This window comes from Mucilaginibacter terrenus (assembly GCF_003432065.1).
Taxonomy (GTDB): domain Bacteria; phylum Bacteroidota; class Bacteroidia; order Sphingobacteriales; family Sphingobacteriaceae; genus Mucilaginibacter; species Mucilaginibacter terrenus.
Genome location: NZ_QWDE01000001.1, coordinates 1,408,171 through 1,421,438, shown reverse-complemented (window position 1 = coordinate 1,421,438; position 13,268 = coordinate 1,408,171). Strand labels below are relative to the sequence as shown.

General features: G+C 42.4%; 15 protein-coding genes. 5 read left to right on the top strand and 10 right to left on the bottom strand.

The genetic code is table 11. The features are described from left to right. Positions 1-71: 71 nt before the first annotated feature. Entirely contained in the window at positions 72-323 is a 252-nt protein-coding gene (locus DYU05_RS06315; RefSeq protein WP_117382112.1) for a hypothetical protein, read from the bottom strand. Between the two features lie 74 nt (positions 324-397). After that, positions 398-640, bottom strand: a complete 243-nt coding sequence (locus tag DYU05_RS06310) for a hypothetical protein (protein ID WP_117382111.1) — start codon at positions 638-640, stop codon at positions 398-400. A gap of 438 nt (positions 641-1,078) precedes the next feature. Here DYU05_RS06310 and DYU05_RS06305 point away from each other — a divergent pair, with 438 nt between their 5' ends. Continuing rightward, positions 1,079-1,372, top strand: coding sequence for a multicopper oxidase domain-containing protein (locus DYU05_RS06305; protein WP_165852008.1), 294 nt, complete (start codon positions 1,079-1,081; stop codon positions 1,370-1,372). Between the two features lie 591 nt (positions 1,373-1,963). On the opposite strand, the gene DYU05_RS06300 is transcribed toward DYU05_RS06305, so the two are convergent. The 4 genes from DYU05_RS06300 to DYU05_RS06285 are packed head-to-tail and all read right to left on the bottom strand — an operon-like array spanning position 1,964 to position 5,473. Continuing rightward, complete coding sequence (locus DYU05_RS06300) at positions 1,964-3,268, bottom strand: NRAMP family divalent metal transporter (protein WP_117382109.1); 1,305 nt, start codon at positions 3,266-3,268, stop codon at positions 1,964-1,966. A gap of 36 nt (positions 3,269-3,304) precedes the next feature. After that, on the bottom strand, positions 3,305-4,375 hold the full coding sequence (locus tag DYU05_RS06295) for an AI-2E family transporter (protein WP_117382108.1): 1,071 nt from the start codon (positions 4,373-4,375) through the stop codon (positions 3,305-3,307). After that, positions 4,372-4,980: a CDP-alcohol phosphatidyltransferase family protein gene (locus DYU05_RS06290; protein WP_117382971.1), complete on the bottom strand. Its 609-nt coding sequence runs from the start codon at positions 4,978-4,980 to the stop codon at positions 4,372-4,374. The genes DYU05_RS06295 and DYU05_RS06290 overlap by 4 nt, the downstream gene beginning before the upstream one ends. Positions 4,981-4,987: 7 nt before the next feature. Next, entirely contained in the window at positions 4,988-5,473 is a 486-nt protein-coding gene (locus DYU05_RS06285) for a hypothetical protein (protein ID WP_117382107.1), read from the bottom strand. Positions 5,474-5,600: 127 nt separating this feature from the next. Between DYU05_RS06285 and DYU05_RS06280 the strand changes: the two genes are divergently transcribed. Continuing rightward, entirely contained in the window at positions 5,601-6,008 is a 408-nt protein-coding gene (locus DYU05_RS06280) for a hypothetical protein (RefSeq protein ID WP_133300179.1), read from the top strand. Next, on the top strand, positions 5,998-8,505 hold the full coding sequence (locus DYU05_RS06275) for a cation-translocating P-type ATPase (protein WP_117382105.1): 2,508 nt from the start codon (positions 5,998-6,000) through the stop codon (positions 8,503-8,505). The genes DYU05_RS06280 and DYU05_RS06275 overlap by 11 nt, the downstream gene beginning before the upstream one ends. A gap of 830 nt (positions 8,506-9,335) precedes the next feature. Here the strand turns inward: DYU05_RS06275 and DYU05_RS06270 are convergent. Beyond that, positions 9,336-9,542, bottom strand: coding sequence for an Arm DNA-binding domain-containing protein (locus DYU05_RS06270; protein WP_117382104.1), 207 nt, complete (start codon positions 9,540-9,542; stop codon positions 9,336-9,338). Between the two features lie 743 nt (positions 9,543-10,285). Here DYU05_RS06270 and DYU05_RS06265 point away from each other — a divergent pair. Then, complete coding sequence (locus DYU05_RS06265) at positions 10,286-11,332, top strand: RNase LS family HEPN domain-containing protein (protein WP_117382103.1); 1,047 nt, start codon at positions 10,286-10,288, stop codon at positions 11,330-11,332. Then, the gene (locus tag DYU05_RS06260; RefSeq protein WP_117382102.1) at positions 11,329-11,685 is read left to right on the top strand and encodes a type II toxin-antitoxin system RnlB family antitoxin; all 357 of its coding nucleotides are present in this window, start codon (positions 11,329-11,331) and stop codon (positions 11,683-11,685) included. Before DYU05_RS06265 ends, DYU05_RS06260 begins: the two co-directional genes overlap by 4 nt. Before the next feature lie 161 nt (positions 11,686-11,846). Here DYU05_RS06260 and DYU05_RS06255 read toward each other — a convergent pair whose 3' ends face one another. From DYU05_RS06255 to DYU05_RS21410, 3 genes are read right to left on the bottom strand one after another with little or no spacing between them, the layout of a single operon-like run. Continuing rightward, positions 11,847-12,914 carry a DUF932 domain-containing protein gene (locus DYU05_RS06255; RefSeq protein ID WP_117382101.1) on the bottom strand — a complete coding sequence of 356 codons (1,068 nt, stop codon included), beginning with the start codon at positions 12,912-12,914 and terminating at the stop codon, positions 11,847-11,849. Between the two features lie 5 nt (positions 12,915-12,919). After that, a complete protein-coding gene (locus DYU05_RS21050) occupies positions 12,920-13,087 on the bottom strand; it encodes a hypothetical protein (RefSeq protein WP_165852007.1) in 168 nt (55 codons plus the stop codon). 4 nt (positions 13,088-13,091) lie between these two features. Then, positions 13,092-13,220 carry a hypothetical protein gene (locus DYU05_RS21410; RefSeq protein WP_262511249.1) on the bottom strand — a complete coding sequence of 43 codons (129 nt, stop codon included), beginning with the start codon at positions 13,218-13,220 and terminating at the stop codon, positions 13,092-13,094. Positions 13,221-13,268 lie beyond the last annotated feature (48 nt).

Sequence of the window (13,268 nt, the reverse complement as noted above, 5' to 3'; positions counted from 1 at the left end):
CTATAGATTTTGATAAGGAAAAAGTTTAAAGTAACCAACGCTGCACAAAGCCGGCGTTGGTTTAAAGCGGGTTAGCACCCCTCGGCATAGCACTTTACAGTGCCGGGATAACTGGATACGCATATGCTATAATTAACAGAATAAGTACAGCTACTTGACTGGAAGCTACCTATAATGTACCCACCGGAATTTTGACAATGTACCCAGTGCATCACTGGTGGCGGCGGCGGCGGAGTGGTATAACCACCAACTACATTTTTTTGTTCTTCGCGCGAGAGTTGTTCGGCCTGAGCAAGCAAACCTTTTAAAACAAGTTTTTTCATAAATTAATCCAATTTAATTTTCAGTGAATGTTCAAAAGATACAAGGTTGCACGTACATGCAACCTTGTGTTAGATTAGCAACCCTGCGTGTAAGCTGATGTTGAGCCTGGATAGTAATACTGGCAAACACCTAAGTTGATAGAGTTGTTGCAGGTGTCTGATTGGAAGCTACCAATATTGTAGCCGCCCGAATTCCTGCAATAAACCCAATGATAAGTTGGCGGAGCGGGATCATAACCACCAACCACATTTTTTTGTTCGTCACGAGACAGCTGCTCAGCCTGGGCGAGCAGACCCTTCAATACAAGTTTTTTCATAATTTTAGGTTAAATTGATTAAAAGTAAACCTATATAAAATGTTGATTACTTGCAAGTTAATTATTGTTTTTTTTCTTGATAATTAAGTCATTATTGCCTAAAAAGTAATTTAAAAGCTATTATATTAGCAATAGAACGCGATAAGTAAGAGCGTAATTGACGTAAAATCGCAGAGTATTTGTATTAAGAGGTAACGAGTACCTTGGCTCTACAAAGGGTTGGAAAGGGGATAACTAATGAAAAACCCCTTAAATAATTGATTTAGGGAGTGTTTAGGTGTAGAAATTGCCTACTGTGTGCGCCTCCTAGCCTAGACTTATATCTTTATTTTAACAGAATATGAATCATTTACGCGGTACGCAATAGCTTAGTGGCCGTTTTGGTGATCCATCTTACCCAACACATCCTTTTGCGAAATCAGTTTAGCTGAAGCCAGTGTGAGTAACACGTCCTTTTATCAGCTGCAGCAAAATGTGCTCTCGCCCAAACAAAGCCACCAACTGCAAGGGCGCATGAACTTTGATAATATCAACGCCAATATCAAACAGGGTGAAAACGGCAGAATCATTTTGTATAACAACACCATAATGCGGCACCCAATCCACCTGCACGGCCATTACTTCCGGGTACTAAACGGACAAGGCGACTATCCCTCGCTAAAGAATATGCTGGGCATTACGCCGATGGAACGGGATACCATCGAGTTATGGGCGACGGAAAGCGGCGACTAGTTTTTTCACCGTCATGTCTAGTACCACATGATGAGCGGTATAGAGCGTATTTTTAGCTATGACAATTCATCGCCGAACCCGGGAGTACTGATCCGGTAGTCGGGTTTAAAAAGGTAGCTGCTGATAGCCGCCAAATTTATGCCTCGGCAAAATAGGACGAAAACTAACGACAGCGACGGTGATGCGACATTGGCCAACCCCGATGGAAGTTCTCGAAGAAGTGGCGCCTGGGCATTAGCGACACCAAGGGCTATGAAGGCGAGACCATGTTAGGGCGATATTAAACGTATACCGTGATTTTATGCTTATGCCGGCTTCGACAATCGATTTGAAAGGACAGACGAAGTGAAGAAAAATATGTTTCACCAAGTCAGCGACAAAACAACAGGCACACAGCGGTCGTCGGCTTAGCTTACACGCTGCCGATGTTATTTGTAGGTGGTAATCACTAGGATGACAGTGATATAAAATCTCAATTTCATATTTAAGTTTTGCAATCAAAAATCGAGGTCATAAATCATCCTGAATTTAAGTTGTGGTCCGCTTGATTATCATCTTCGTTAAGTTTAAGTTTTAGAAGTTAAAGCCGACTTAACTATTCATTATAGTATAAAACATTGCAATAGCAGCGGCACCCATTGCAAAAAAGGTGATCCACAATAAAGTCAACGATAGCCCACCATTTTTATATTGTCCCATAATTTTTTCACTACCGGCGATTTTTACAATTATAAAAAGCATAGGTACGGCGGCAACTCCATTCAAAACGGCAGCAAAAATCAGCGCTTTGACGGGATCTAAACCAATAAAATTAATAAGCAGCCCGATGATAGTAGCCGCACAAATCACAGCGTAAAAAGCCGGGGCTCTCTTTACTTTTAAGTTGAGGCTTGATCTCCAACTAAACGCTTCGCATACAGCATAAGCAGCTGAGCCAGAAAGTACCGGGATGGCTAAAAGGCCGAGTCCGATAATGCCAACTGAAAAGATGAGTTTCGCCAAAAAGCCGGCGTTGGGGAAACTATCAACTAAAGGTTCAAGTGCCTTAGCCGCATCCGCCGCCGTTTTAATATCTTTAACGCCGCTTTTGTGAAGAACAGTAGCGCATACAACAATGATACTCCATGTTGCAAACTCCGAAAATATCATTCCGAAGTTATTATCGATTCGCATTTTTTTTATATCAAGCCAACTAACCTGGGGCTTGCGTTTGAAGATGCGGGCTGCTTCGTGCTTTTCTTCAACCTCTTGGGAGGCTTCCCAAAAGAACATGTACGGCGAAATGGTGGTGCCTAAAACGCCGGTAATAATAAACAAAAAAGCGAAATTGTATTCAAAGTTCGGTATAATAGTGGCTTTTAGAACGGTACCCCATGGTTGATGAACAATAAACAGCGTCAATGGATAAGCAAGCAATGTAACAGCAAGCCATTTTAAAATCTTTGAATAAGTCCGGTAAGATGTAAATATCTCTAACAGTAAAATGATAAAACTAAAGCCTACTGCCATCAAAACAAATGGCGCGGGTATTAATAATTGAGCTGCTGATGCCATAGCCCCTATATCCGCTCCGATATTAATGGTATTTGCAACGACCACTAGGCTCACCACAACATACAACACGATTTTACTGTAATGTTCTTTGACAACAGCACAGATTCCTTTGCCGGTCACCAGGCCTATTCTTGCACAAGCCTCCTGAACGGCTGCCATGAAGGGCAACATATACAAAGCTGTCCATAATTGCCCATACCCAAATTGGGCCCCTGTTTGCGAATAGGTTGCAATTCCCGAAGGGTCATCATCTGCTGCCCCTGTTGTCAATCCTGGACCCAAAACCGATATGAATTTGAGGAAGCGTTTTTTTATTGGCTTTTTGCCTTTTTCAGGTTCCATTGTTTTTGTGGCAATTTGGATTGAATCTTTTTAACATCAAACTCTCATCAGACTTTTAGCAGGCCGCTCGTCGCCCAGCAATACACCCCATTGTTTATAATTTTCAGTATGGTCGAACGCGATCTTTGAAATGGAAAGCACCGGCATCGCCAGGAACATGCCTGATAAGCCCGCCATGACGCCGCCAAAGATAATCCCGACGATTGAAACTAGGGGGTTGATCCTGACCTGTGAACCCACAATACGCGGCATCAAAATATTATTGTCCAGGAACTGCACAACTGTGATAGTGGCAAGCACGATCAGGACATCCGCCAGGCTTTCTGAGGACGCCAGCGTTAGCAGCACGCCCAGGACATTCCCGATCAGGGCGCCCAGGTAAGGAATGAGGTTCAGAAAAGCAAAGATGATTCCGATTAATAAGGCATTCGGCATACCGAGGAGCCATAAGCCGCCACCCAAAAGGATGATGATATAGGTAATCTGTATCAGCAAACCAACCAGGTAGCTTTTGACCATCACTTCGGTCTGCCGGATGACCGCTTCGACTTGCGGGTGCTGGTCTTTAGAGAACCACATCAGCGTGAACCGAACAAAAAGGTTGCGGTACAGCATAATAAAGTAGATATAAATGGGCAGCAGGCCGAGAAATATGATAATGCCCGACAAAGATCCCGCGGCGCCGCTCAACACGCCACCCAGTGAACTGAAAAGTTTCTTACTTTGCGTATTGATAAATTTCAGCTGCTCTACCGGAGAATAGCTAAATGACCGACTGATCCAGATGCTCAGGTCATCCAGGTGTTTCGCCACGGTATGCTGGATTTTCGGAAAATCATCCAGCAGGGCGCCGACCTGGCTGGAAAACAGCCAGATCAGCAGGGCCACGACAATGGTCAATAATAAGATCGGTAAAAAGACCGCAATCCCTTCAGGCACTTTGATCTTCCTGAAAAAACGGAATACCGGCAAAAGCACCAGGCTGAAAAAGAAAGCCATTAACAAAGGCATAATGATCGTGTTCCCCGCAACAATGATCGCTCCCAGAACGAAGAGGCCAAGCAGTTCGAGGGCTCGCTTTACGGTGACTGGCATTTCTTTTTTCATGGTTGCCTAGGCTTTTTGGAAGACCCGTTTTTAATGACCCAATATAGGCCTTTTACATCCGTTTCCCATTGGGGGATCACCAGAACTAGTACCGTCTCCTCCAATAAGTCAAGAATGGTCAGGGTAGATACCGCATAGAACAGCATATAAACCGGCTCAGGTAACCAATAGAAAAGGACCAGGAATATGCCTTGGGATATGGTAACAAATTTGGCCAGGTAAGTGTGAAAACTACTGATCTTATGATAACGGATTAATGCAAAACAAATTTGGGTAATAAAAAGCAGGACCTGTACCATAACCAGCGTAAGTTCTTTTCGCAGAAATTCCGGGTTCACCAGCATTATACCCAATATCGCTACCGCGATGGTCAGGTCGTCAGAAACAGAATCCAGGATCGATCCGAAGATACTGGTCACTTGGTATTTGCGGGCGAGGTAGCCGTCGATCGCATCGGTCAGGAAACTGACCATCAGCAACCATTTAAAAACGGCAAGATGGCCGCTGAACAAGAGTATTAAAAGTAGCGGAGCCGCCAATAAGCGGTAAAGGGTGATTGCATTAACCACATAATAACTGGGTTTATGTACCGGCTTGATCGACATGGTTAATTTAGTCATTATCCTTGCCATCTTTATCCTTCACCGGGGATGCCGAATTCGTTTCAATTTCGGTATGCCTGATCTGTCCGCCTAAATAACCGGTCCTGACAATAAATCCAAATCCTACAAGGGCAATAAATAATACGATCAATGCAACTGGCCTAATTAAGAAAGAGCTTTTCCAAATGACAAAAAGTCCAACCACTGCAATCCCTCCTGTAGCAATCAATAATGCCAGAGATATTATCGCAGATTCTGCATGTTCTTCGATCACATTTTTCGATATGCCCTGCAAGTGTTCGACCGTTTCTTCGGCACCTTCGCCGGTTGCATAAGCTATACCGGCGCCTATAGCAGAGATGATCAGCAGGTTGTATGCAGCAATCAAAGTCGTATCGCTTTTTTTCCATATCCCATGGATCAAAACAAGGGCACCCAGCGCAGCGCCGATGATCGGCAGGTGGGTGATCAGCAGGTGGATGTGTGTCTCGTACATGATTTTTTTTATTGAAGGTCACTATTTAATCATACTGTTTAAGTAATTGTCATCAAACGCATTAATGATCTTTGTCATTTGTTTTTAGTCGGTAAAGCGCCAATTTTAGGAATTGGAAAAAGCCGTTATGAAAAAGATCCTGATGCTCACCGACTTTTCAAAAAGTGCGGACCACGCGGCAAAAACCGTCGCGAAAGTTTCCCCTCAGTTGAAGGCGGATATTTTGCTTTACAACACCTACTATGATCACCCAATACTCCTGAATTATGCCGGCGACCCTTATATAGTCGAAGAGTTTGTCCTTCGAAAGAATGAAAGCACCGCGAAACTTAGCCAATTAGCTGTTCAATTGCGGCAGATTATCGCACTCCTAAACAATTTACGCAAAGAAAACGTTTCAGGCCTGCTGGCGCTGGTTCATCACCGGGATGGTTTTTTTTCGGGATTATTTGATGAGTCTACAACAGCTGCGGCACTGGATAACCAGCACCTTCCACTCATGGCCATCCCTTCATCACAAACCGATGCAGGCTGAGCGTTTTAATCTGCGGGGCCTTAGTGATAGTGAGGTCATCGCTGCCAGGCTGAAATATGGGGCAAACAGCCTGTCGTTTAAAAATGAAAACGGATTTGTTAATGCTTTGAAAGGATTAGCAAAAGAACCGATGGTGATCTTACTGCTAATTACCTCCGGCATCTACTTTATTAGTGGAAATACCGGTGACGGTATCTTCTTGGCTTTTGCAATTGTGCTGGTGGCAGGCATCTCTTTATATCAGGATTCCCGAAGCCGGAACGCGCTCGAGAAGCTGAAGGATTTTTCCCAACCCAAGTGCAAGGTTATCCGGAATGGCGAGGTTTTGGAGATCGACAGCACCTCTCTGGTGGTTGGCGACGCCCTGATTGTTGAAGAAGGTATGTCGGTTATGGCCGATGGACGGATCGTGCACTCCAATGATTTTTCGGTAAATGAGAGTATCCTTACCGGCGAATCTTTGGCTGTTAATAAAGACAGTTCTTCGCCCGATCCTTTCATTTTTCACGGAACGACCGTGGCCAGCGGCTTGGCCGTTGCAACGATAACGGCCATCGGTAACCAAACCCGCCTGGGTCAGATTGGCGAGAGTCTGGAGAATATTGAAGAAGAAAAAACGCCTCTGGAACGGCAAATCAACAATTTTGTAAAGAAAATGGTGATCGCCGGATTGATCGTGTTTTTGGCGGTATGGGCGATCAACTACTCGCATACCACGAATATCTTAGACAGCCTAATTAAAGCGCTCACGCTGGCGATGAGCATCTTACCGGAGGAGATCCCCGTTGCGTTCACTACTTTTATGGCACTGGGCGCCTGGCGAATGATGAAAATGGGTATCGTGGTTAAACAAATGAAAACGGTGGAGACCCTGGGCAGCGCTTCGGTGATCTGCACGGATAAGACCGGTACCTTAACCGAGAACAAAATGAGCTTGGCCAAAGTATATACCCTGCTGGAGGACCGCACCTCGGAAGCTAAATTAAAACAATTTTCCAAGGCAGAACAGCAGTTGTTAAGTCTGGCCATGTGGGCCAGTGAACCGTTACCCTTCGATCCGATGGAGGTTGCTTTGCACGCGGCCTATGCCGGCTTTGCGCGCAAAGATGAGCGACCTGATTACCGGATGATCCACGAATATCCTTTGGGTGGCAAGCCGCCCATGATGACCCATCTGTTTGAGAATGCAGCGGGGCACCGGATCATTGCTGCTAAAGGCGCACCGGAAGCATTAATCAGCGTCAGTCTTTTAAGCAGTGATGAGAAGAAACGGATCGCATCGGCGATTGAGGCCATGGCCGTTGACGGGTATCGGGTACTGGCCGTAGGGGAAACTCGTTTTACCGGAAATAATTACCCCGCCAGGCAGCAGGAATTTAATTTTACTTTTAAAGGGCTTGTGGCCTTTTATGATCCGCCTAAAAAGAACATCAGTGCTGTATTAAAGGAGTTTTACAGTGCCGGTATTGCAGTTAAGATTATTACAGGAGACAATGCGGAAACCACTGGGGCCATAGCCCGGCAGATTGATTTCCAGGGCGCTGATCAACGCATGAGCGGCGACGAACTGATGCGCCTTCCCGAAAAAGCGCTTAGCGACCGGGTGGAAACCACAAATATATTTACCCGGATGTTCCCGGAAGCCAAACTTAAGATCATTAATGCACTGAAAGCAAAAAATGAAATTGTGGCTATGACCGGTGACGGGGTTAATGACGGTCCCGCGCTGAAGGCTGCCCACATAGGTATTGCAATGGGCAAAAAGGGTACGGAGATCGCGAAACAGGCGGCATCCCTGATTTTGCTGGAAGATGATCTTTCGAAAATGGTAGCTGCCATTGCTATGGGCCGGCGAATTTATGCCAATTTGAAAAAAGCCATTCAATACATCATCTCCATCCATATTCCGATCATTCTGACGGTGTTTATACCCCTGGCCTTAGGCTGGGTCTATCCTAACATTTTTTCACCCGTGCACATTATTTTCCTGGAACTAATTATGGGACCCACCTGCTCGATCATTTATGAGAACGAGCCGATGGAAAAAAACACGATGCTGCAAAAGCCGCGTCCCTTCAGTACCACTTTCTTCAACTGGAAGGAGCTAGCGCTAAGCATCATACAGGGTTTGGTGATCACCGGGGGTACGCTGGCCACTTACCAATATGCGGTAAGTCAGGGCGCTGACGAGCCGCTGACACGGACAATGGTATTTGTTTGCTTGATCACGGCGAATATTCTGCTGACCCTGGTTAACCGTTCCTTTTATTATTCATTGCTTACCACTATCCGGTACAAAAATAATTTGGTATTAATCATTATTGGGGTTACCCTGCTTATATCAGCTTCGCTAATCTATTTTAAGTCGTTAGTACAATTCTTTGGCTTTAAACATTTAAATATCAGTCAGCTAACAATAAGCTTCATGATTGGCTTTATCTCGGTTATATGGTTTGAATTGTTTAAATGGCGGACACGTACCAATATAGGATTATAAAGAATCAGACCTGTAGAAATATCCTGCCTATGCTTTTAGCATTCCGTGCCTTAGTGGTTGGGAGTAGCTTTGTGGTGATGATGGCGGATCTTATTGTATTAGGGTTTAAAAGTCATTTAACACCAAAATTCACACAGTGTTAAATGATTAAGAACCTGCAATCATATAATCCAACAAAACAATTGCCTATCATTATTACTTTTGTGAAGTTGAAAAGCTCACGGCCATATTGCTTTCAACAGTTTCCCGTCGTAAACAACTGAATTACACAAGTTACCGAAGCTGCCTTTGGTTTTTGAGCACTTTGCCGAACACCGGAAGAAAACAAAAGCATTTTATTCTTAATTTCTGGATATGCACTATGTGCACGGTAGCTTAAAGTACAAAGACTACAGCTAAGACATGAAGCTGCCCTTTAAAACGACCGATAAGTGCATGGCAATTATACTATCGGTGCTGATTCCTCAAGTATAACCGCCACTCACCCTTGCCGTTACAATTTCGGCAAAGATGAAATTACAAGCCTCACTTCCGGGTTTAATTATTTTAATTAAAGCAGGGAGGATGGTCAGCTGGAACACGAAGTTAATTGTTCGCGCATTCATTAGCTGTTGGTGATCTTTTTGCTTATGGTTCCGGAGATAGGTATCAAAGTCAACAACGAACTTATAGTCGACATCATTGATCCTGATGTCGATCGTTTTGCGGTTTTCGAATACTCCAGGTTAGGGCTGCAGAGGCGGTCTCGTAATGATAGTCCATTAACTTGCTGAGCGAATGAGTTTGTTCGGTCTCTTCCCCGAGAAACATGGCCGTGAGTAGTTGCGGTGTTACCTTTCCCTGGCGATCTGCAATTGCTGGTAGTAAGTGGTGATCGTAAATTTGACCTGCTCCAAGTAATCATTGGTCTCTTTAACTTCCTGAACTTTAATCCTAGAATGGCCGCGACCCACATCCAAATGCTCGATTTTTACATAATGTTTCAAAGCGAAACGAAAGCGTTCTTTGTTGACCGTAAAAGCAGCGTAACCGTTCATCACACTGTCCTTATCCTTTCTTTTTTGATGGTGAAATGCACATCAAACGACTGTGATGTTTGCACAAGATCTAATTTTTAAGTTTTAAATGTTTATTACTTCATCCCGTTTTTACGTAACACAACAGGTAACACAAACACCACAAAAATTGGTTCATAAAATCAACTTTCAACGCTATAATAGACTGTATTCAATTCATTGAATCGGTTTGTGTTCCCTAAGTTAAAAACAAAAAACAGGTAGTCGGGTAGGTAACGAGAACATTGGCTTTATAAAGGATTGGTAAAGGGATAATTAACGAGAAACCCCCTTAAATTAGCGATTTAAGGGGGTTCGAAGTGTAGAACCTGTCTACTTTGTGCGCCCACCTGGGCTCGAACCTGTTTCTAAAATGTGCTTATTATCAGCTATTTACAAAGAAAGTCAATCTTCAGGTGCTTAGTTAGGTGCCCACTTTCTTGACTAATCAAATATACGATTATAGCCAATGCAAAGCTGTTACTTTTTTTTAAAAACAGACCTGCTGATTCTTACAATGAAGTCAGAACTTTAAAAAAACCTAAATAATGACTATGAGTTCAGTATTTTTTAGCAACACGTATTCCGTTATATATTAACTTTATAGCATTTTTACCGGCTTCTTCTTTTCCTTTTCTTTTTAGATATATGACTTAAGGCAACAGTATAATTAAATTAATAGGATTAAAATATATACTCTTATTTTCGCAATCTTTTTAAATGGCATGTCTTATAAAGGTTTACAGCTAAACAAAGCAAAAATTAATAATACAATACAGGAGTATAATCCCGATGCCGTTATAACAATTACCGAAAAGTCTCCTGTATTTCACCAATACCATATCGAATTGGACGGTGAGCCTAAAGCTCAATTAGACATTTACTATACGGTTAATGGAAAGGTTACTTTAAATCCAGTTTCAACGAAAAATGTTGATCTCGCAGATAAAATTGCTCAGCATGTGATTTCCACCTGTACCTATGAACATCCAGCTTCCCGTACATTATATACTAAACAAATCACGCAGGATCATTTCGATGTAATACTCGAATTTTTTACTGATTTGAAAGTTAATGTTTCGGCGCCAGTAAATTTACCTAATGGCGTTCAATACAAACTCACAGCACCAGGCGGAGGCGATATTTATTTAAACAGGTACAATTCTGGTAGTTTATATATCCAAGGGGAAAATTTGTATCTCAAATGGGCAATGATTGAAGTATTAACCGAAATATTGCCATTTAAGGATGTGATTGCAATGCAATTGGCAACAATTCAGGTACCTGCTTCAGTAGATGACGTACTGGAAGAATTAAAAATCGCTTTGCCAACTGCACATCTTTTTTTAGGTGATACATTAACTGCGATTATTAGTCCTGCTATAGTACTGAAAAAGATTCAAGCTACGTTAGCGGATTATTCATATATCGTATATCCTGCACTTAGAGGTTTAGAGGGATTCATTAAAAAGATGTTTAAAGATTGTGGCATCGTTATTGGTGACAATTTTGGTGGTTACGTAAGTTATGATGATGCAACAGACACTGCTACATTATCTGCTGATCACCATCATTTATTTAATGCCAACCAAATAGTTGCAATTCAGGAGGCATATAAATATTATAAGAAGAACAGACACGGGTTATTTCATGTTGATGGGACAATAGATTCTACACGTATTATTGATGACCAAGAAGATGCACAAGATATTTTGGCTGAGATATTTGAAATAATTGAAGCATCTAATAGTTATTATATAAAGGCAGTATGAAGCACTATAATTTCATAGATTTACCTAATGATTCAATTTTAGCTATTGTAAATAATAGTATAAGAATTGATTTATTGTTGGAAAACCTCAACAATGATTTGAGGCAAAAAAAATTCTACGGAAAAGTTTTTATTGATCTTCTATTAAGCAACGGCTTGACCGCGAAGAGATTTTTTACAATCCATTTTAATGGCTCTATATTGAACATTAATGATTTCTCAAATAAAGAAATCGTTCCTGACTATGTAATAAACGAAAGCAATAATTACTTTATCCATCACCCAAGTTTATTGGATAAAGGTATTTTAACATCTTCTGCGAAAAAGCGTTTTCTCGAATTGACATTAAATTAAATATAATTGTTGCAATTTAATTGTAGCAATCTTACAGCGCCCCCTGTTTTTACCAAAGGTCATTAACGATACGAAAACAGGGGGCGTCCTCAAACGGGCGGGCGATAGCCCGCCGTCCGGCATTTTTTCAAAACAAGGGGGATCGCTCCCCTTTGTGCTTGTTAGTTGTAAATTAAAGCCTCACCGCCATGAGTTGCAAAATTACGGCATAAGCTAAAGGCAACCTGCGCCTTTTGTTTAGCTGTGCCGTCCATAATAGACTTAAATTTCGCTTCGTCGTTTTTGAAGCTGCGTACATTTTGAAAGTAACCAGTCACAGCATTATAGGCACCAAATACCGTTCCTGCGGTTGTATCTAATTGTTGCGTTGGACTGGCTAAAGCGTATTCATACACGCTATCTACAATGTTCGTGTAATGCGTAGAAAGCTGATCAAACTTGCCTTCCGCTAAATGTTCTAAAACCTCTTTATTAGGTGCCATAGCGATCTGTATCAGCTTTTTTATTTCACTGTCAGTAATGCGGACTTTTGCCCACTGGTTAAACAAGCCTTCCATTTCATGGCTCAAATCACGGCTGATGCCCATGAGCGTATGCGCTTGCTTCAATCGCTCGGCAGCAGATGCGGTATGCCGTATCTTAATTGCTCCTGAATGGTTACGCATGGCTGCGTTAAGCGTGTTGTTACATACAATCCTAATTGGAGTAAATGCTGCGGTTATACTACCTAAACCATCGTGTGAAGTGGTTAAAAAAAGGTATTGCTCTATCCAGTCCTTGACACCAACACGGATATAATCGGGCAGCTTGGCAGTAATAAACACCCTTTCGCCGTTTCCTAATGCGCCTGCGGTCTCGTATAAAATACAATCGCCCCCTCCGACGATCGCGTCAAAGAACGAAAATGCATCACGGTTTTGCACTACTTCGTAATCGTTACCAACTACCCCTAAAACCTGTTCAGTATCTGCCCGAACTGTTGCGAAGAAATTAGGCACTTCAATTTCAGGGATAATTATATCAGCGCTACCCTCGCCTAAATGGTTGGCGGTATCATAAGTAAACAAAGGGCGTTTTTCAACAATGTAATCTAAACCCGCGTGCTGTATTGCTTCGCTACTTGTTGGGTAGCGGTCTATAATTTGCCCTAACCCGTGCCAGGCTTTTTCTTTTACACTCATAAAGCTGTTTTTGCCTGTTTTCTGATTGAAATTTATTAGATGTGCCATGATGTTTAATTTTTAGTTTTTAAGTCAATTATCTGCGTTTCAATAACCTGTACATTTTGCGTGCTGCCTATCGTGTAATCCGTTTCGGTCTGCAGTTCGGCAATAGCATCGTGTATATTTTGGTAACTGGTTTTGATTCTCACTTTGACCAGTAAAAAGATCGTGTCCTCCATTGCTTTAAAAATGATAGGTGTTCATAAAATCGCTTAGTTCCAATTGAAACCTTGCGGGATTTTCTTTCGCTAATGTTTCGGCGTAACCCTCCCAAAATATTTGATTGGTCAGTTCTATAAATTGCTCGTACATAGGAATTGCTATTTTTCGTGAAACCATAAAAAATGCTCACCATCCCAA

Excerpts from the sequence above, each read along its gene's own strand:
- DYU05_RS06315 (WP_117382112.1), bottom strand. The coding sequence starts at position 323 with ATGAAAAAACTTGTTTTAAAAGGTTTGCTTGCTCAGGCCGAACAACTC.
- DYU05_RS06310 (WP_117382111.1), bottom strand. The coding sequence starts at position 640 with ATGAAAAAACTTGTATTGAAGGGTCTGCTCGCCCAGGCTGAGCAGCTG.
- DYU05_RS06300 (WP_117382109.1), bottom strand. The coding sequence starts at position 3,268 with ATGGAACCTGAAAAAGGCAAAAAGCCAATAAAAAAACGCTTCCTCAAA.
- DYU05_RS06295 (WP_117382108.1), bottom strand. The coding sequence starts at position 4,375 with ATGAAAAAAGAAATGCCAGTCACCGTAAAGCGAGCCCTCGAACTGCTT.
- DYU05_RS06290 (WP_117382971.1), bottom strand. The coding sequence starts at position 4,980 with ATGTCGATCAAGCCGGTACATAAACCCAGTTATTATGTGGTTAATGCA.
- DYU05_RS06285 (WP_117382107.1), bottom strand. The coding sequence starts at position 5,473 with ATGTACGAGACACACATCCACCTGCTGATCACCCACCTGCCGATCATC.
- DYU05_RS06280 (WP_133300179.1), top strand. The coding sequence starts at position 5,601 with ATGAAAAAGATCCTGATGCTCACCGACTTTTCAAAAAGTGCGGACCAC.
- DYU05_RS06275 (WP_117382105.1), top strand. The coding sequence starts at position 5,998 with ATGCAGGCTGAGCGTTTTAATCTGCGGGGCCTTAGTGATAGTGAGGTC.
- DYU05_RS06270 (WP_117382104.1), bottom strand. The coding sequence starts at position 9,542 with ATGAACGGTTACGCTGCTTTTACGGTCAACAAAGAACGCTTTCGTTTC.
- DYU05_RS06265 (WP_117382103.1), top strand. The coding sequence starts at position 10,286 with ATGTCTTATAAAGGTTTACAGCTAAACAAAGCAAAAATTAATAATACA.
- DYU05_RS06260 (WP_117382102.1), top strand. The coding sequence starts at position 11,329 with ATGAAGCACTATAATTTCATAGATTTACCTAATGATTCAATTTTAGCT.
- DYU05_RS06255 (WP_117382101.1), bottom strand. The coding sequence starts at position 12,914 with ATGGCACATCTAATAAATTTCAATCAGAAAACAGGCAAAAACAGCTTT.
- DYU05_RS21050 (WP_165852007.1), bottom strand. The coding sequence starts at position 13,087 with ATGGAGGACACGATCTTTTTACTGGTCAAAGTGAGAATCAAAACCAGT.
- DYU05_RS21410 (WP_262511249.1), bottom strand. The coding sequence starts at position 13,220 with ATGTACGAGCAATTTATAGAACTGACCAATCAAATATTTTGGGAGGGT.